The sequence below is a fragment of the Burkholderia sp. AU27893 genome (assembly GCF_002223205.1).
Lineage (GTDB): Bacteria > Pseudomonadota > Gammaproteobacteria > Burkholderiales > Burkholderiaceae > Burkholderia.
This window is the reverse complement of the sequence record NZ_NKFD01000004.1, coordinates 1,177,934-1,194,505: the sequence shown is the minus strand read 5'-3', so window position 1 is coordinate 1,194,505 and position 16,572 is coordinate 1,177,934. Positions and strand designations below refer to the sequence as shown.

The 16,572-nt window shown below is 68.3% G+C and carries 17 protein-coding genes; 10 read left to right on the top strand and 7 right to left on the bottom strand.

Annotated features, from left to right (window positions below; genetic code table 11):
• Nucleotides 1-8 precede the first annotated feature (8 nt).
• Entirely contained in the window at nucleotides 9-983 is a 975-nt protein-coding gene (locus CFB47_RS25255) for a sigma-54-dependent Fis family transcriptional regulator (protein WP_089442501.1), read from the bottom strand.
• Between the two features lie 459 nt (nucleotides 984-1,442).
• Here CFB47_RS25255 and CFB47_RS25250 point away from each other — a divergent pair, with 459 nt between their 5' ends.
• Nucleotides 1,443-3,428, top strand: a complete 1,986-nt coding sequence (locus CFB47_RS25250; protein ID WP_089463546.1) for an ATP-binding protein — start codon at nucleotides 1,443-1,445, stop codon at nucleotides 3,426-3,428.
• Nucleotides 3,429-3,534: 106 nt separating this feature from the next.
• Nucleotides 3,535-4,146 (top strand): DUF4142 domain-containing protein, encoded by a 612-nt coding sequence (locus CFB47_RS25245; RefSeq protein WP_089463545.1) that lies wholly within the window; start codon nucleotides 3,535-3,537, stop codon nucleotides 4,144-4,146.
• 13 nt (nucleotides 4,147-4,159) lie between these two features.
• Here the strand turns inward: CFB47_RS25245 and CFB47_RS25240 are convergent, their stop codons facing one another.
• The 3 genes from CFB47_RS25240 to CFB47_RS25230 all read right to left on the bottom strand — a co-directional run bounded on the left by CFB47_RS25240 (nucleotide 4,160) and on the right by CFB47_RS25230 (nucleotide 5,768).
• Nucleotides 4,160-4,675, bottom strand: coding sequence for a PRC-barrel domain-containing protein (locus CFB47_RS25240; protein WP_089462655.1), 516 nt, complete (start codon nucleotides 4,673-4,675; stop codon nucleotides 4,160-4,162).
• A 37-nt stretch (nucleotides 4,676-4,712) separates the two neighbouring features.
• On the bottom strand, nucleotides 4,713-5,144 hold the full coding sequence (locus CFB47_RS25235) for a CBS domain-containing protein (protein ID WP_089442497.1): 432 nt from the start codon (nucleotides 5,142-5,144) through the stop codon (nucleotides 4,713-4,715).
• Between the two features lie 375 nt (nucleotides 5,145-5,519).
• A complete protein-coding gene (locus CFB47_RS25230) occupies nucleotides 5,520-5,768 on the bottom strand; it encodes a hypothetical protein (protein ID WP_071332608.1) in 249 nt (82 codons plus the stop codon).
• 141 nt (nucleotides 5,769-5,909) lie between these two features.
• Here CFB47_RS25230 and CFB47_RS25225 point away from each other — a divergent pair, with 141 nt between their 5' ends.
• The 5 genes from CFB47_RS25225 (at nucleotide 5,910) to CFB47_RS25205 (ending at nucleotide 12,016) form a co-directional block, all read left to right on the top strand.
• On the top strand, nucleotides 5,910-6,209 hold the full coding sequence (locus tag CFB47_RS25225; protein ID WP_089462654.1) for a hypothetical protein: 300 nt from the start codon (nucleotides 5,910-5,912) through the stop codon (nucleotides 6,207-6,209).
• A 323-nt stretch (nucleotides 6,210-6,532) separates the two neighbouring features.
• Nucleotides 6,533-6,844 (top strand): hypothetical protein, encoded by a 312-nt coding sequence (locus CFB47_RS25220; RefSeq protein ID WP_089442496.1) that lies wholly within the window; start codon nucleotides 6,533-6,535, stop codon nucleotides 6,842-6,844.
• A 205-nt stretch (nucleotides 6,845-7,049) separates the two neighbouring features.
• A complete protein-coding gene (locus CFB47_RS25215) occupies nucleotides 7,050-7,928 on the top strand; it encodes a MipA/OmpV family protein (protein WP_089442495.1) in 879 nt (292 codons plus the stop codon).
• 96 nt (nucleotides 7,929-8,024) lie between these two features.
• Nucleotides 8,025-9,719, top strand: a complete 1,695-nt coding sequence (locus CFB47_RS25210; RefSeq protein ID WP_089462653.1) for a VRR-NUC domain-containing protein — start codon at nucleotides 8,025-8,027, stop codon at nucleotides 9,717-9,719.
• Entirely contained in the window at nucleotides 9,716-12,016 is a 2,301-nt protein-coding gene (locus CFB47_RS25205) for an ATP-dependent DNA helicase (protein ID WP_089462652.1), read from the top strand. Before CFB47_RS25210 ends, CFB47_RS25205 begins: the two co-directional genes overlap by 4 nt.
• A 105-nt stretch (nucleotides 12,017-12,121) precedes the next feature.
• Here the strand turns inward: CFB47_RS25205 and CFB47_RS25200 are convergent, their stop codons facing one another.
• Entirely contained in the window at nucleotides 12,122-12,892 is a 771-nt protein-coding gene (locus tag CFB47_RS25200; protein ID WP_089463544.1) for an IclR family transcriptional regulator C-terminal domain-containing protein, read from the bottom strand.
• A 165-nt stretch (nucleotides 12,893-13,057) separates the two neighbouring features.
• On the opposite strand from CFB47_RS25200, the gene CFB47_RS25195 reads away from it, so the two are divergent.
• Both CFB47_RS25195 and CFB47_RS25190 read left to right on the top strand, forming a co-directional pair.
• Nucleotides 13,058-13,291: an AbrB/MazE/SpoVT family DNA-binding domain-containing protein gene (locus CFB47_RS25195; RefSeq protein ID WP_089462651.1), complete on the top strand. Its 234-nt coding sequence runs from the start codon at nucleotides 13,058-13,060 to the stop codon at nucleotides 13,289-13,291.
• Nucleotides 13,278-13,691, top strand: coding sequence for a PIN domain-containing protein (locus CFB47_RS25190; RefSeq protein ID WP_089462650.1), 414 nt, complete (start codon nucleotides 13,278-13,280; stop codon nucleotides 13,689-13,691). Before CFB47_RS25195 ends, CFB47_RS25190 begins: the two co-directional genes overlap by 14 nt.
• A gap of 149 nt (nucleotides 13,692-13,840) precedes the next feature.
• Here the strand turns inward: CFB47_RS25190 and CFB47_RS25185 are convergent, their stop codons facing one another.
• Nucleotides 13,841-14,254, bottom strand: a complete 414-nt coding sequence (locus CFB47_RS25185) for a hypothetical protein (RefSeq protein ID WP_089462649.1) — start codon at nucleotides 14,252-14,254, stop codon at nucleotides 13,841-13,843.
• A gap of 382 nt (nucleotides 14,255-14,636) precedes the next feature.
• Between CFB47_RS25185 and CFB47_RS25180 the strand changes: the two genes are divergently transcribed.
• The gene (locus tag CFB47_RS25180) at nucleotides 14,637-15,125 is read left to right on the top strand and encodes a hypothetical protein (RefSeq protein WP_256946751.1); all 489 of its coding nucleotides are present in this window, start codon (nucleotides 14,637-14,639) and stop codon (nucleotides 15,123-15,125) included.
• Between the two features lie 87 nt (nucleotides 15,126-15,212).
• Here CFB47_RS25180 and CFB47_RS25175 read toward each other — a convergent pair whose 3' ends face one another.
• Nucleotides 15,213-16,514: a UDP-N-acetylglucosamine 1-carboxyvinyltransferase gene (locus CFB47_RS25175; RefSeq protein WP_089458185.1), complete on the bottom strand. Its 1,302-nt coding sequence runs from the start codon at nucleotides 16,512-16,514 to the stop codon at nucleotides 15,213-15,215.
• Nucleotides 16,515-16,572 lie beyond the last annotated feature (58 nt).

Sequence of the window (16,572 nt, the reverse complement as noted above, 5' to 3'; positions counted from 1 at the left end):
CGCGCCGCTCAGGAGTGGCCGTTGTCGCGCATCAGCGCGAGCCGGTTGTAGAGCGTTTTCAGGCTGATCCCGAGCGCTTTCGCGGCGCGCGGCTTGTTGCCGTCGAAGTGGCGCAGCGTGGCCGCGATGAAGCGCTGCTGCGCATGGTGCAAGGTCGCGCCGAGCGGCAGCGCCATCGTGTTCTCCGACAGGCGCTCGGGCGGCATCGCCGGCTTCGGCAGCGTGACGTCGATGCCTTCATCCGCCAGGATGTACGCGCGCTCGATCGTGTTGTGCAGCTCGCGGACATTGCCGGGCCACGAATACGCGCGCAGTGCGGCGATCGCCGCGTCGGTCAGCCGCTTGTGCGCGTGGTGCCGCGCGTTGAGCGCGTCGACGAATTCCAGTGCGATCGTCTCGATGTCGCTGTCGCGCTGGCGCAGCGGCGGCACGTACAGCGCAAACGCGGCGAGACGATAGAACAGGTCCTCGCGCAGCCGGCCGTCGCGCACGGCTTCGGCCGGGTTGTGGCGCGTGGCCGACACGATGCGCACGTCGAGCGCAATCGGCTCGGTGCCGCCCACCCGGACGATCACGTTCGATTCGATCGCCCGCAGCAACTTCACCTGCAATGACGCGGGCATTTCCGCGATCTCGTCGAGCAGCAGCGTGCCGCCGCGCGCGGCTTCGAAGAACCCTTCGCGCTGCGCAATGGCACCCGTGAAGCTGCCTTTCTCGTGCCCGAACAATTGCGATTCCGCGATATCGGGTGGAATCGCGCCGCAGTTCACGGGGACGAACGGGCCGTCGCGCCGGGCACTGAGATCGTGCAGCCGGCGTGCGACGATATCCTTGCCGACCCCGCTTTCGCCGGCAATCATCACGCTGGCGCGGGTCGGGGCGATCTTCTCGATGCGGCCGAGCAACGTGCGCATCGCGGCGGACCGGCCGGACAACTGGCGGCCGTCTGCACGTTGCTTCGACCGGTTGGCGGTTTCTCCCATTGGCATGGATCGGTATTGGCGGTGCCGTTTTGAAAATCGGCACCACGCACTCCGTTGATTGCAATATTTTCATCGACAGCAAAACGACCACGAAGGTGCCGCGAAATAGAAATTTCCAATGCGCGCGGCGGGGACAGAAGAGACAGACCATCGACTCCTGACGCGCATCGCGGCCTCTCCCTGTGATCCAGGGTCGTATCGGTGCTTTTTTACAGAATTCCGATGAAAAAGCCGGTCGTGACTATCGTGCGTCGATGCGGCGTGCGACACCGGCCGATGCTCAACCGGTCTCGGCACGCCCGACAGCGGGGGAATCAGGCAGGCGGCCATCCACGGTCAGTGTCGGGCATGCCGCTTGCGGACGCCACCAGGCTCGCCCGGCACGCTGCGACGGCAGGCCGGATGCTCGACTTGCGGCATGACGCCGTGCGACCGGAGCCGGCGCGAGGCAAGGATGCAATGAGGACCCTGACCCGTGAGCTGTTACGGCAGGGTGCATGGATCGTGCTGGCCGTCGGGCTGGCGTCCGCGCTGCAGGCGTGGGCGGTTCGCGTCGTCGGCGAGCACGCGCCATTTGCGCCGCTGCCCTTTTATGCAGGCGTTGCGGCTGTCGCCTGGCTGACATCGTTCGGCGGTGGGCTGGCCGCGGCCGCGTTGAGCGTGGCCGTGATCGGCACGCTGTGGTGGCGTGATGCGCCGCTGGCCGCGTTGCTCGTGCAGGCCGGCGCATTCGTCGCGATCAGCTTCGTCGAGTGCGTGCTCGTGACGGCCGTGAAGCCGCTGCTCGCGAACGATCGTCTGCGCGAACCCGATGACGACGCTGCTGCCCGCGAGTCGCATCGCGAGCCGGCGCCGGCCGCACGCGTGCCGGTACCCGACGAGCGCCTGCTGCGCCGTGTGGTCGACGCTTCGCCCGATGCGATCGTCGGGGTCGATGTCGCACGCCGGATCACGAGCTGGAATCCGGCCGCTCGGCGGATCTTCGGCATCGACGCAACGCAGGCCGCCGGGCGCGACGTCGCCGCGATGATCGCGCCGCGCTGGTTGCGGCGCCATCCGTTGCCCGCGTCGTTCGCGAACCTGCACGCGCCGGTCGGTCCGCTCGACGTGCTGTGCGTGCGACGCGACGGGAGCCGTTTTCGGGCGACCTTCGCCGCTTCGCCGATGGTCGATGCGCAGGGCAACTGCACGGGCCTGTCGATGACGCTGCGCGACGCGCACGAACGACGCCGCGGCGAGCGGCGCAACCTGCGCTCGCTGCGCGGCGCGCGCGACGCACGCGCCCAGGCGGACACGTCGAACCGGCTGAAGGACGAACTGCTGGCCACGGTGTCGCACGAGCTGCGCACGCCGCTGAACGTGATCTACGGCTGGGTCGAGGTGCTGCGCAACGTCGACGGCCAGGGGCTCGCGCAACAGGCCGTCGACGCGATCGACCGCAGCGCGCGGTCGCTGTCGCACATGGTGGCCGACCTGCTCGATGCGTCGTCGCTCGCGACCGGCCGGTTGCGCCTCGAGCGCGTGCCGGTCGATCTCGTGCGGGTCGTGCGCGATGCCACGCGTGAGCTCGACGCGACGGCACGGGCGAGCGGGCTCGAGCTGTCGACCGAATGCGCGATGCCGGCCTGCGTGATTCCGGCGGACCGCGAGCGCGTGCGCCAGCTCCTGTCGAACCTGTTGTCGAACGCGATCAAGTTCACGCCGCCGGGCGGGCGCATCGTCGTGTCGCTGGCCCGGGCCGGCGAGCGCGTGCGGCTGTCGGTCGCCGATACGGGGCAGGGCATTGCGCCGGAATACCAGCCGCACCTGTTCGAGACGTTCAGCCGGCCCGAACGCGCATTCGCGTCGCCGGAGCGCGGCCTCGGGCTCGGCCTGTCGATCGTGCGCAACATCGCGCAACTGCACGGTGGCGATGTCGTGGCGACGAGCGCGGGTACCGGGCGCGGGACGACCGTCACGGTCACGCTGCCGGCTGGCTGGGACGTTGACGATCCGGCCGACAACCTGCTGCAGGCAGCGGGCACGCCGGACCCGGTGACGCTCGACGGCCAGCGCGTGCTCGTCGTCGACGACGACGCGACATCGCGCGCGAGCCTCGCCGCGGCCCTCGAGACGATGGGCGCGCAGGTATCGACCGCGCAGTCGGGGCACGACGCGCTCGACGCGGTGGAACGGCAGGCGCCGAACGTCGTGCTGTCGGATCTCGCGATGCCGGACGGTGACGGCTTCTGGCTGCTTGACCGCATCCGTCATTTGCCGGGCAGCAGCGGGCATCTGCCTGTCGTCGCGGTCACGGCCCACGCCGGCAACGCCGACCGGCACCGCGTGATGGCGGCCGGGTTCGACGCGTATCTGCGCAAGCCGGTGGACATGCCGACGCTGGCGAGCGTGATCGCCGATGTCGCGCCGGACGCCGCGCACCATCGGAAAGGGCGCGGCCGGTAGCAGCCGGCGTGGCGGCTCGCCGGGTCACGACGAAGGGAGGCGGCGCGATGGACGCAACGGCAACCCGCGCCGCTGGCCCGCCCCGTCGCGCCACACGGAGGTCCGGATGAAAACGAATCGGATTCATCGGCCGGCGGCGATCGCGCTGGCCGCGAGCGTCGGCGCATCGATCGCCGTACTCGCCCATGCGCAGGCGTTACCGGCTTCGTCGGCCCAGGTCGCGCCGGGCGTCATCCGCCCCGGCACGACGCCCGACGAGGCCGGCATGACCCAGCGGCCGACCGGTGTCGATGCGGAATTCGTCGACAAGGCCGGCATGATCGGCAAGGTGGCGCGGCAGGCCAGCCAGCTCGCGCTCGACCGCTCGTCGAACCCCAACGTGAAGGCGTTCGCGCGCCGGCTGGTCGACGATCACGGGCGGCTCGCCGACGAATTGCGGCAGCTTGGCGCGACCAAGGGCGTACCGGTTCAGTCGCGGATGCTCGTCGATCCGGCCGTGACCGCGTTGCGAACCAAGGAAGGGCATGCGTTCGACACGGCCTATGTCGCGGTGGCAGGCCCGCGCGCGCATGAAGATGCGATTCGGCTGTACGAAACGGAAGCGCGCGACGGCCGCGATCCGCAGCTTCGCGCGTTCGCGGCCCGCGCGTTGCCGACGCTGAAGGCGCACCTGGCCGCCGCCCGGCAACTCGCGCAGACGGTGGCGGCCGCACACTGAGCGCCGATTCGCGCTACCGCTTGCCGCCGTCGGGGCTTTCAGGCGCGTCGGGGCCGCCCGGCGACGCCTCGTAAGGCGGGGAGTCGAGTGCCGTTTCTCCTTCCTCGATCAGCCAGTACGGCGAACTGCCGTAGTACGCATGCAGCGCCTCGGCCCACGCCGGATCGGCCATGGCGGGCCAGCGGTTCCTGTCGAAGCCGGGGGCTTCGCGCACGCGTTCGGTGGGGCCGGGCAGCACGAAGCATCGGCGCTCGACGTCGAGCACCAGCACGTTCCACGGCACCGCGAGCAGCTTGTCGCCGCCCCCCGGCGCGCTGCCGGACGACACGACCGCATACGCGATCCGGCCGGCGCGCACGTCGAGCATGATGTCGGCGACCTGGCCGATGTCGTCGCCATCCATCGTCAGCACGCGATCGCCTTCGAGCGTGCGGGCGGCCATCACGTCGGGCCCTGGCCCGCCGCCTGCGGTGCGGCGGTTGCTGCCGACGATGCGCGTGTCGTCACGCGACGGTCTGTCCGTTGTCATCGAACACCTCCTGGTCGAAGCGGCACCCGGGCGCCGGTCAGCGCCGGCGCGGCAGTGACACGTCCTCGAGCGTATTGGCCAGCTCGTCGCGCTCGGGGCCGCCCGCGCGCGTCGCGATGTCGCCGAGCGACACGATGCCGACCAGCCGCCGGTTGCGGTCGAGCACCGGCATCCGATGCAACTGCACGTCGGCCATCCGCTGCTGGACGTCGCCGACACCGTCGTCCTCGACGCACCACTGCACGGGTTGGGACGCGACCGCCTGCACGGGCGTATCGGACGAATGGCCGTGCGACAGTCCGCGCACCGCGAGGTCGCGGTCGGTCACGATCGCGACGAGTTCGGCGCCGTCGCAAACGGGCAGCACGCCGATATCGAAGCGCCGCATCAGTTCGGCCGCGTGGCGAATCGTGTCGGTCGGCGCGACGCACACCACGTCGCGCGACATGATCTCGGTGACGCGATACATGAAGGTCTCCTTCGTGAGCCAGACTATCGGGGAGCAGATGGCGTGCCGCGCGCGAGCCGCACACGCCGAGCCTCGGCAGATGCAGGCCGCTATCAGCGTGAACGGGCCTCGCCGGCCGGGCGACGGAGAAATTTGCCAGCCCGCTTGTACATCTTCCACGGCCGCCGCCGCGAACGGGCGGGGCACGACGTCAGTGGCCGATGCCCGTCATCGCGACGATCGCGAGCACCACCGCGCTTTCGATCGCTGCCAGCGCGGCGACGCCGGCGGCGCCGCTGACTTCATGCCATCTGCGTTCAAGGCGTTTCATCAGATCAACTCCGGATTGCTCCGGCCCGCGCTGCGCCGCTGCGCAGCGCGGGCCGGGTGCCGCCGTCAGCCGTGATCGCGGGGCGGTGAAGGGACGTGCGGCGAGCGGCGTTCGTGCTCGCCGGACGGCTTGGCAGGATCGATACGGGTCGCGCCGCCCACGGCGGGCGGGTCGCTGGCCGGAAACGTCTCCTCGAGGCCCTCGTCGATGCGTTCTTCCGTCTTGTCTTCGGACGGCGGGCGCGACGTGGCGAGCCAGAGCAGTCCGGCAGCCGGTGACACGGCGTCGTGGCGGCCGGGGGCGTGAACGGTCATGGTCGAACCTCCTTGGTCATGGATACACGCGCAAGCGCCATGCCCGCGCGGGCCGACGGCACGACGCTTGCGCGTGGGCGACACCGCACGGGGCGCGGCGCAACCACGCTGCGCCGTCGGCGTGGACAAGAGGACATCGTGATGAATGCAGCCAGGGAAAGGATACGTTACGACGCGAACGTATGCGGCGGCGATTTCGCCCACGTGCGCGAGCGTTTTGACACGTGGAAGCGCGAGTCGCTGGTCTATCGGCCCGAGCGGCGCATGTTCGACGGCAAGGACGAGGTACGCGAACTGAACGACACCGTCTACGACGGCCCCGAGCGCGCGCAGCGGGCGCTCGTCGCCGAATGCAGGCCGTCCGACCGGTTCGCGCTCGCGGCACGGCTGACCGCGGAAGGCCGCATGATGTGGCTGGTGATGGCGGCCTACGACGACTGAGCGCGCGACAGCGTCCGGCCGGAGCGGGCAACCGGGCGCGCAGGAGCGGGCACGCCGCTTGCGCACGGTGCCGCCGCCATCGAGATGCGCGCGCCGTCGCGCAGGAGAGACATGAACACGCCATCCAAGCTGCATCGCCCCGAGCCGACGACGCCCGATGTCGACCCGGACCCGCCGCCGCCCGGGCACGACGATCCCGTCGATCCGCCCGTGCCGGATGGGCTGCCGCAAGGCGACCCGCCGTCGCAGCCGCCACCGATGCGGATGCCGGGAGGCGGTGCATCACAACCGTCCGCGCGAACACTGAAAAAAGGAGGACCCTCATGGACATTCACGTGCAATCGCCAGACAAGCGCGCGATCGCTCAGGTGCTGGGCCGCTATTTCGAATCGCGCTCGCTGCACTATCACATCGAGGAATTGCCGGGCGGGGTGCTGCAGATCGGCTTTCGCGCCAGCGGCCGTCCGGCAGCCGTCACCGTGTCGTTCGACGATGCCGCGTACGACACCTATACGCACTGGGATGCAAGCCAGAAGCAGCTCGCGCTCGGTCGGCTCGCCGACGGCTTCTCGCGGATGATGTCGACGCGCAGTCCGGCCGCGCTGGCCGGCGACTATCACGTCGAGCGATTCTGATTCCATCCCGCTTCACCGGACTGTCCCGCGTACGGCAAAGTGCCCGCACGCAGCGGGCGCTTTGCGTCCGTGCGTGTGTCGCGTAGGATGTCCGTTAATTCAGCGCACGCTACGTTCGCGCCGCAGGCTGCCAGCCGCTGCAGCCGAAGAGGCGCAGTGCGCTCCTTTACTTCGGGTTCGTTTCGCGCAACCGACGGGGACCTTGATGACTGTTGCTCGCTCTTTGCTGTCACCCGGCGCACGCCGGTTCGTTTCCGCGGTGTCGGCCAGCGCGGCGCTTGCCGCTGTTGGCGCCCGCGACGCGTCGGCCCAGACGCCTTCACCGCTCGGCGAGTGGCAATACTCGGCGGGTGTGCCGCTCCAAAAACTGTTCGAGCCGAATGTTTCCACCTGGGATATCAGCATGGGCGCCGCGATGACGCTGCAGCCACGCTATGCGGGCTCCGATCGCTATCGCGTGATGGGCGGCCCGACGGTCGATATCCGCTATCGCGACCTGTTCTTCCTGTCGACCGGCGAAGGGCTCGGCGCGAACGTGCTGCGCGGGCCGAACTGGCGCGTGAGCCTGTCCGTCGGTTACGACCTCGGGCGCCGCTCGGCCGACGACATCCAGCACCTGAACGGCCTCGACAACATCAACGCGGCGCCGGTGATGAAACTGGCGGCCGATTACGTGATCTCGAAGGAATTTCCGCTCGTGCTGCGCGCGGATGTCCGGCGCAGCATCGGCGGCTCGAATGGCTGGGTCGGCGATTTTTCCGCATACATGCCGCTGCCGGGCAGCAACGAGCATTTCTTCTGGTTCGCGGGGCCGACCGTGTCGTTCGCCGATTCGCGCTACATGAACAGCTGGTTCGGCGTGAGCCCGGGCGCTGCCGCGCGTTCCGGGTTGCCGGCCTATTCGTCGGGGGCCGGGCTCAAGTCGGTCGGCGCGGGCGTGACGATGGCCTGGTTCGTGAACAAGCACTGGTTCGTGACGATCGACGGCGCGCTCGAGCAACTCGTCGGCCGCGCCGCGCACAGCCCGATCACGCAGCAGAGGACCAACGGCGTGTTCGACATGTCGGTGAATTACCAGTTTTGAGCGGGGGCCGGGGGCCAATCGCCGACGGGGCGTGCGGCAGTTGCCGTCACATTTGATATGATTCCGACCTGTACAAATGTACAGTGATCGATCCCCGTGACACCTGCATCGCCGACGCCCCCGGCGTTTTACTACCTAACCAATTTCGAACGCGCGCTGGCCTGGCTCGGCGCGCGTTACGGCGACCTGTTCGACGCACACGAGCACGCGTTCGTCCGCCAGTTCGCGACGCTGCCGCAGGCGTCGCGCGCGCTGCTCGTGCGGATGCTGATGCGCAACGGCTCCGACTTCCGCGCCAGCAAGCTCGTCTACGACGAAATCGGCTGCGCGCTCGACGCGGTTGCGCCGCTCGTCGCACTCGGCTGGGTCGATCCGGCGCCTGCGCTGACGCTCGACGAACTGTTCGCGCTGTCGACCAAGGCCGATCTGCTGCGCATCTTTCCGGCACTCGCCGCGCATGCGGGCGGGCGCAAGCCCGAATGGCTCGAGCGGCTGCGGCCCGCGCACGACGTCGCGCAACCGCTCGACGCGTGGTGCGCGCAGGCCGGCGACCGCGTGCTGCGCGTGACGGTCGGCGCGCTGTGCGACCGGTTGCGCCTGATGTTCTTCGGCAATCTCCATCAGGACTGGAGCGAGTTCGTGCTCGCCGATCTCGGCGTGTTCCAGTACGAAAGCGTGCCGATCGCGCCGTCGTCGCGGGCGTTCCAGCAGCGCGGCGACGTCGATGCGTATCTCGCGCTGCAGACGTGTCGCGACGCGCTCGACGCGTGGCCCGACGATCTGCCGTTCGACGACCTGATGCGCGCGATCGACGCGGTCGGTTGCGGCCAGCCCTGGCTCGCGACGCGTCGTGCGAAGCTGCTGTTCGCGCTCGGGCAGACGTGTGAGCGCCGGGCCGACTGGGACGGCGCGCTCGACGCGTATGCGCGCAGCGCGTGGCCCGGCAGCCGCCATCGGCGCATCCGTGTGCTCGAACGCTGCGGGCGTGACGACGAGGCGCTCGCGCTGGCGCTCGATGCGCGCGGCGGCTTCGAGAGCGACGAGGAGCGCCAGCGTGTCGAGCGGATGCTGCCGCGCCTGCAGCGCCGGCTCGGCCAGCGCGTCGAACGGGCTGCCGCGGCGGCCGACGTGCCGCGCGAGACGCTCGTGATCGCGCGCCCCGATGCGTTCGTCAGCGTCGAATTCGCGGTGCGCGACCATCTTGCGCAACCGGCTTCGCCGGTTCACTACGTCGAAAACACGCTGATCAATTCGCTGTTCGGGCTGCTGTGCTGGGAGCCCGTGTTCGCCGCGGTGCCCGGTGCGTTCTTCCACCCGTTCCAGCGCGGCCCGGCCGATCTGCACGCACCCGATTTCGTCGCGCGTCGTGCGGAAGCGTTCGCCGCGTGCTTTGCGCAGCTCGATTCGGGCGCCTATCGCGACACGATCCGCCGGCATTTCGCGACGAAAGCCGGACTGCAATCGCCGTTCGTGTTCTGGGGCGTGCTGACGGACGCGTTGCTAGACGAAGCGCTCGCGTGCCTGCCGCCCGAGCACCTGCGGCTGTGGTTCACGCGCCTGCTCGCGGATATCCGCAGCAACCGCTCGGGGTTGCCCGATCTCGTCCGTTTCTGGCCCGGCGAGCGCCGCTACGAACTCATCGAGGTGAAAGGCCCCGGCGACCGCCTGCAGGACAACCAGACGCGCTGGCTCGCGTACTGCATCGCGCACGGCATGCCGGTGCGCGTGATCGATGTCGAGTGGGCCGGCGAGGGCGTCGCGCACGCCGAAGCGGCGGGGCTGTCCGCATGAGCTACGTTGTCGCGGTGCGGGCGATGTGCGAGTTCACCGCGCGACGCGGCGACCTCGACCTGCGCTTCACACCCGCGCCGACCGCGCTCGAAGGCATCGCCGGCCACGGTGCGGTCACGTCGAACCGCGGCGCCCGCTACGAAACCGAGATCGCGCTGACGGGCACCTGGGGCACGCTCACCGTGCGCGGCCGCGCGGACGGCTACGACCCGGTGGCGAACCGTCTCGAGGAAATCAAGACCTATCGCGGCAGCCTCGATGCGATGCCCGACAACCACCGCGCGCTGCACTGGGCGCAGGCAAAGGTCTACGCGCACCTGATGTGCGACGCGCGCAGCCTCCCGGAAATCGACGTCGCGCTCGTCTATTTCGACATCGTGTCCGAGCGCGAGACGGTGCTGACGCAAACGCTGGGCGCGGCCGAGCTTGCAACGTTCTTTGCCGAGCAGTGCGCGTGCTTCGTCGGCTGGGCCGAGCGCGAGACGGCCCATCGGGCAGCGCGCGATGCGGCGCTGCGCGCGCTGGCGTTTCCGCACGGTCAGTTCCGCAGCGGCCAGCGCGAGCTGGCGGTGGCCGTCTATCGCGCGGCACGCGACGAGCGGTGCCTGATGGCGCAGGCGCCGACCGGCATCGGCAAGACGCTCGGCACCGTGTTTCCGCTGCTGAAGGCCTGCGGCGAGGGCGAGCTCGATCACGTGTACTTCCTGACCGCGAAGACACCCGGCCGCGCGCTCGCGCTCGAAGCGGCGACGACGCTCGGCGCCGGCACGCCGGCGCTGCCGCTGCGCGTGCTGGAACTCGTCGCGCGCGACAAGGCGTGCGAGCATCCGGACAGCGCATGCCACGGCGAATCGTGTCCGCTCGCGAAAGGCTTCTACGACCGGCTGCCGGCCGCGCGCGATGCGGCCATCGAGGCCGGGCTGCTCGACCGCGAGACCGTGCGCGCAGCGGCGCTCGCGCACGACGTCTGCCCGTACTACCTGTCGCAGGAGCTCGCGCGCTGGTCCGACATGGTGATCGGCGACTACAACTACTACTACGACGGCAGCGCGATGCTGCACACGCTCGCGCAGCAGAACCAGTGGCGTGTCGGCGTGCTCGTCGACGAAGCGCACAACCTGCTCGATCGCGCGAGGAAGATGTACAGCGCGTCGCTCGATCCGTTCGCGTTCGCGGCGGCCCGCGAGATTGCGCCTGGGGCGCTGCGCAAGGCGTTCGACCGGCTCGCCCGCGCCTGGGGCTCGGTCAGTCGCGCGCAGGCCGAGCGCTATGCCGCGTATCCGGAGATCCCGGGCCCGATCGTGTCGGCCGTGCAGAACCTCGTCGCGGCAATCGGCGAACACCTGGCCGACGCGCCGCGCGCGAACGGCGATGCACTGCTGCGGTTTCATTTCGAGGCGATCCAGTTCGGCGTGCTGGCCGAAGCGTTCGACAGCGCGTCGATCTTCGACGCGACGATGCACGGCGAACCGATGCCGCGCCAGCCGGCGCTGGACGGCGTGGCGTCGGCCGGCCGCCGGCGCCGCGTCCAGTCGACGCTGTGCGTGCGCAACGTGATTCCGGCCGGCTTTCTCGCGCCGCGCTACGAAGCCGCGTGCGCGACCGTGCTGTTCTCGGGCACGCTGAGCCCGTTTCATTTCTATCGCGACACGCTTGGGTTGCCCGGCGACACGGGCTGGCTCGACGTCGACGGGCCGTTCCGCGCCGAGCAACTCACGGTGCGCGTCGCGAGCCACGTGTCGACGCGCTGGCGCGACCGCGAGCGTTCGCTCGAACCGATCGCCGACCTGATCGCCGCGCAATACGCGACGCGGCCCGGCAACTATCTCGGCTTCCTGAGCAGCTTCGACTACCTGGGGCGCGTGGTCGCGCTGATGCAGACGCGGCATCCGGACGTGCCCGTCTGGGCGCAGGCGCCCGGCATGGCGGAAAGCGAGCGCGACGCCTTTCTCGCCCGCTTCGACGCTGGCGGGCGCGGCGTCGGCTTCGCGGTGCTGGGCGGGGCATTCTCGGAAGGCGTGGACCTGGTCGGCGAGCGCCTGATCGGCGCGTTCATCGCGACACTGGGGTTGCCGCAGGTCAACGACGTCAACGAGCAGATGCGGCGTGCGATGGAAGCACGCTTCGGCAACGGCTACGACTACATGTACCTGTACCCGGGCTTGCAGAAGGTCGTGCAGGCGGCCGGGCGCGTGATCCGCACCGAGCACGACGAAGGTGTCGTACACCTGATCGACGACCGTTACCGGCGGCGCGAAGTGCGCGACCTGCTGCCGCGGTGGTGGCGGATCGGGTGAGACGGACGAGGCGCTGCCGGCAGACTGCGGATTCCGGCAGGTGAGCGCCATCCGTCGCGTAGCGAGATCGGGCGGCCGCGGACGCGGCCTGGGTGAGGGCTGCCGCTACAGCACATTCAGCATCGCGAGCGCGGTTTCCTGCAGATGCGGCAGGACGCGCCGCACGGCCGCGTCGGTCGTCTCCGCGCCGATCGGCATGTTGGTGCTCAGCGCGGCGACCACTTCACCGTGACGGTTCTTCAACGGCACCGCGATCCCGCGCACGCCGACCTGCAATTGCTGTTCGATCGCCGCGAAACCGGCGTCGCGTGCCTGGTCGACCTGTTCGAGCAGGCGCGCCTTGTTGGTGATCGTGTGCGGCGTGAACGGCGGCAGTTCGGTGTCGTCGAGCCACGCGCGCACGGCTTCGCGATCCGGATGATGGGCGAGCAGCACGACGCCGGGCGACGTCAGCGGCGCCGGCACGCGCGCGCCGAGCACGAAGCCGGTCGTCATCACCCGCGACACGCCGTTGCGCGCGATGAACACGAGTTCCCAGTCGTCGAGCACGCTCACGTACGCGGACTCGTTCAGCGATGCGCTCAATTGCTGCAGATAGGCCTGGACCGTGCGCGGCAGGCGAGCCGAATCGAAGTACGACCAGCCGACCCGCAGCACGCGCGGCGTGAGACCGTACAGCTTGCCGTCGGTGTACACGTAGCCGAGTGATTCGAGCGTCAGCAGGTAGCGCCGCGCGGCCGTGCGCGTGAGGCCGGTGCGCGCGGCGGCCTGGGTGGGCGTCATGCGCGCATGCTGGCTGTCGAACGCCTCGAGGATCGCCAGGCCTTTTTCGAGGCCGGCAATCCAGTCGCGTCGGTCGAGTTCGGGCTTTTTCATCGTCGTGAGCAGGCGTCGGAATGCGCGGTAATCGCGCGCGAATGGGCGATTATCGCGCACTTTTTCAGATGAATCACGTGCGGAAGACGTGATCCCCCATTTGGCCAGCTATGCAAACGGAAGGCCTGGATATGCAATCGAAGATGTATATCCAAGGAGGTCTATATGCAGGTCGCAAAGTGGGGCAATAGCCTGGCCGTCCGCCTTCCGGCCAGTGTGGTCGACGCTCTGGAGCTTCGCGAAGGTGACGACATCGAAATCGTGGTCGATAGCCCGCGCGTTTTCGCCGTGAGTCGCAAGCCCAGGCCCGAAGAGCTTCTGCAGCGGTTGCGGCGTTTCCGTGGCAAGTTGCCCGCCGATTTCAAGTTCAGCCGGGATGACGCGAATGAGCGGGACTGATGCGACGCGATCGTTCGTCGACAGCAACGTCGTGCTTTACCTGTTGTCCGAGGACGATCACAAGGCGAACCTGGCAGAGTCGCTCCTGCTTCGGCGGCCGACGATCAATGTCCAGGTACTGAACGAGGTAGCCAGTGTCTGCAGTCGCAAATTGCGGATGCCGTGGATCGACGTCGGGCAGTTTCTGGAGCCGATCAGGAGTTTGTGCCGTGTCGTGCCGATCTCGGTCGATACACACGACCTGGGGCGAAAGCTGGCGGAGCGCCACGGCTTGTCCTTTTACGACGCATGTATCGTTGCAAGCGCTTCGATCGAGGGCTGTGAATACCTCTATACCGCGGACATGCCTGACGGCTTGTGTGTGGAGGGCGGGCCGGTGCTGAAAAATCCGTTCGCGTGAATTGCGACGGGTTCGGGGGATGGCGCCGACAGACTGCTTCCACCCGCTGACCGAGATTCGCGGTCGGGCGGGGCTCGCCAGTATCCTGGTGTCGGTCGCATATGGAAGGAAGGGAGCCGGAGGCGGGGCATACCCCCTCCGGTGCGGCCTTACTCGCCGCTCGTCCACCCGACGTTCGCGCCGACCGAGTGTGGGAGGTGCCTGTAACACAGAGCGGCGACTTGCCATCGTCCGTCGTCAACTACCCATAACTCGGTAAATGCGTTTCGCTCGAAAATCTGATCGTTTTTCCGCATCGCGCAAATCCCGGATATCGTCGCCCATTCGCCGTATTCGGTAATGCACCGCGATTCGTCTACGTACGTCATGCCCGACATGCGCGAAACATACTCGGCTGCGAAAGTCCTCAGGCGGGCAAGTTGCTGTTGCTTCGTCTTTGTCAGTTCGCCATGTTTGACGAAGAAATGAGCGCTTTCCACATAGGCCAATTGCTCGACGTCGCCGGTGAGGTAAGCGTCTATCCATACTTCGCGCATCGACAGCAGGTCGAACTTCGGTTTCATACGGTTTGAGGAAAGTAGGTGGCCCGATTGATTCCCGATTTGAATTCGGGGGCGTTGCCGTCCCGATCATCTCGAATTCGGGTGTTGAAAATCGCGGAGTCGGAAACAGGACGTTAGAATCCGTGGCCCGGCGAATTCGGGCAATTGGACGCGTACGAATCTGGTACCAGCCGATCCCCACCCCGATGGTTTCCGCGTCGCCCGCCCCGTGCGTCTGAACATGACATCGGGCCAAACGCGGCATCGACTTGAACTGGACATGAAAACCCGACGATCCCTGTTTATCGCGTACGCCGCATTCGTGCCGTTACTTGCCGCGGCCCATTCCTCGGCTGACACGTCATTGCCGCGTCCGGCCGCCGACGTCCGTGCGTGGCCGCGCATGACGTCACCGAAATTCGGCTGCTACGTCGAAACGGCCTTCGGCTACCGTGACAAGCGCTTCAATTGCGCGTTGAAGAAGTACCGGAACACCGGCGACGCATGCAGGAACACGAAGGCCTACTACGAGGGCCCGACGTTCCCCGACCGGCTCGCGGCCAGCGTGCATCCGCTCGCGACGAAGGTCGATCTCGACTGGGAGCAAGGCAGGCTGCAGATGGTCACCGTCACGCTGAAGGGGACGTGGAACGAAGCGGACGTACGCAAGGCGTTCGGGCTGCCGCGCGCGGAAGGGAGCAAGCTGACCGAAGCGGAGTTGCGCTCGGAGCCGGGCAACCTGATGGACACGAGTGTCCAGTATCCGTCGTCTCCGCTCGACGAAAGCTTGGCGAAACGCCCAAGCAATTCCGCGCGCGGCACGACGGCCGTGATGCTCTACGGCTTCGACCACATGGGCGGCGGCGATGTCGATTGCGGGGGAGGCGAGTAAAGCAGGAAGGAGCGGCCGGCGCAGGCGCCGGCCGGGTGTGGCGGGTGGTACGGCCGCTCGCAGCGCGCGCGCCGTACCGTCAGGGCTTTATTCGCTGCTCGTCCACTCGACGTTCGCGCCGACCGAGCGCAGGTTCTCGACGAAGTGCGGGTGCGCGCGGCGGATCGGCAGCGCGTTCATGATTTCCGAGCGGCCTTCGATACTCGCGGCCACCATCAGCAGCGCGATCGCGACGCGGATGATGTACGGGCTCTCGACGCGCGCCGGCGTCAGTTGCAGGCCGCCGAACGTGATCAGCCGGTGCGGATCGGACAGCAGCACGTGCGCGCCGAACTTCGACAGTTCGCCGGACCAGCCGAGCGCGCCGTCGTACACCTTGTTCCAGAACATCGCGCTGCCTTCCGCACGCACGCCGAGTGCGATGAAGATCGGCAGCAGGTCGACCGGCAGGTACGGCCACGGCGCGGCTTCGACCTTGGTGAGGATGTTCTGCGTGAACGGCCGGCGCACGCGCAGCGGGCCGTCGCGTTCCGCGCGCGACCAGCCGTCGCGGTGCGTGACGGTCACGCCGAACTTCGCGAACGTGCGGTCGATCAGCGGGAAATGTTCGGGCGACGAGTTGCGCACCGTGATGTCGCCGCCGGTGATCGCGCCGAGCGCGAGGAACGTCGCGATTTCATGGAAATCCTCGGCGAAGCGGAACTCGCCGCCGCCGAGCTTGCCGCCGCCCGTCACGCACAGCCGCGACGTGCCGATGCCTTCGATCGCGACGCCGATCATCGCGAGGAACTGGCTGAACTCCTGCACGTGCGGCTCGGACGCGGCGTTCATCAATGTCGACGTGCCGTTGGCAGCCGTCGCGCACAGCGCGAAGTTCTCGGTGGTCGTCACCGACGCGTAGTCGAGCCAGTGGTCGTTGGCCGTCAGCGGGCCGTCGGTGCGGACGATCAGCGAATCGGGCGTGCGCTCGATATGCGCGCCGAAGCGCTCGAACACCTCGACGTGCGGATCGATCTCGCGCACGCCGAGCGTGCAGCCCTTCACGTCGTTCTCGAGCCGCGCGACGCCGAAGCGCGCGAGCAGCGGCGGGATCAGCATGATCGACGAGCGCATCGCTTCCGGCAGCCGGTGTACGGCCGGATCGAATTTCGTGTTGCGATGGTGGAGTTCGAGCAGGCCCGTCGTGAAGTCGACCGACACGTCGCTGCCGAGCGTGCGGAAGATGTCGAGGATCTTGCGCACGTCGGTGATGTCCGGCACGCCGATAAGGCGCAGCGGCTGATCGGTCAACAGGGTGGCGCACAGAATCGGCAGGACGGCGTTCTTGTTCGCGGACGGCTTGATGTCCCCGCGCAGCGGAGTGCCGCCGTGGACGATGAGATTCGACATGATATGGGGGCGTATCGGTGACTGACGTAGGCCCATATGATGCCATTGGTCGGCGGGC

Excerpts from the sequence above, each read along its gene's own strand:
- CFB47_RS25255 (WP_089442501.1), bottom strand. The coding sequence starts at position 983 with ATGGGAGAAACCGCCAACCGGTCGAAGCAACGTGCAGACGGCCGCCAG.
- CFB47_RS25250 (WP_089463546.1), top strand. The coding sequence starts at position 1,443 with ATGAGGACCCTGACCCGTGAGCTGTTACGGCAGGGTGCATGGATCGTG.
- CFB47_RS25245 (WP_089463545.1), top strand. The coding sequence starts at position 3,535 with ATGAAAACGAATCGGATTCATCGGCCGGCGGCGATCGCGCTGGCCGCG.
- CFB47_RS25240 (WP_089462655.1), bottom strand. The coding sequence starts at position 4,675 with ATGACAACGGACAGACCGTCGCGTGACGACACGCGCATCGTCGGCAGC.
- CFB47_RS25235 (WP_089442497.1), bottom strand. The coding sequence starts at position 5,144 with ATGTATCGCGTCACCGAGATCATGTCGCGCGACGTGGTGTGCGTCGCG.
- CFB47_RS25230 (WP_071332608.1), bottom strand. The coding sequence starts at position 5,768 with ATGACCGTTCACGCCCCCGGCCGCCACGACGCCGTGTCACCGGCTGCC.
- CFB47_RS25225 (WP_089462654.1), top strand. The coding sequence starts at position 5,910 with ATGAATGCAGCCAGGGAAAGGATACGTTACGACGCGAACGTATGCGGC.
- CFB47_RS25220 (WP_089442496.1), top strand. The coding sequence starts at position 6,533 with ATGGACATTCACGTGCAATCGCCAGACAAGCGCGCGATCGCTCAGGTG.
- CFB47_RS25215 (WP_089442495.1), top strand. The coding sequence starts at position 7,050 with ATGACTGTTGCTCGCTCTTTGCTGTCACCCGGCGCACGCCGGTTCGTT.
- CFB47_RS25205 (WP_089462652.1), top strand. The coding sequence starts at position 9,716 with ATGAGCTACGTTGTCGCGGTGCGGGCGATGTGCGAGTTCACCGCGCGA.
- CFB47_RS25200 (WP_089463544.1), bottom strand. The coding sequence starts at position 12,892 with ATGAAAAAGCCCGAACTCGACCGACGCGACTGGATTGCCGGCCTCGAA.
- CFB47_RS25195 (WP_089462651.1), top strand. The coding sequence starts at position 13,058 with ATGCAGGTCGCAAAGTGGGGCAATAGCCTGGCCGTCCGCCTTCCGGCC.
- CFB47_RS25190 (WP_089462650.1), top strand. The coding sequence starts at position 13,278 with ATGAGCGGGACTGATGCGACGCGATCGTTCGTCGACAGCAACGTCGTG.
- CFB47_RS25185 (WP_089462649.1), bottom strand. The coding sequence starts at position 14,254 with ATGAAACCGAAGTTCGACCTGCTGTCGATGCGCGAAGTATGGATAGAC.
- CFB47_RS25180 (WP_256946751.1), top strand. The coding sequence starts at position 14,637 with ATGACGTCACCGAAATTCGGCTGCTACGTCGAAACGGCCTTCGGCTAC.
- CFB47_RS25175 (WP_089458185.1), bottom strand. The coding sequence starts at position 16,514 with ATGTCGAATCTCATCGTCCACGGCGGCACTCCGCTGCGCGGGGACATC.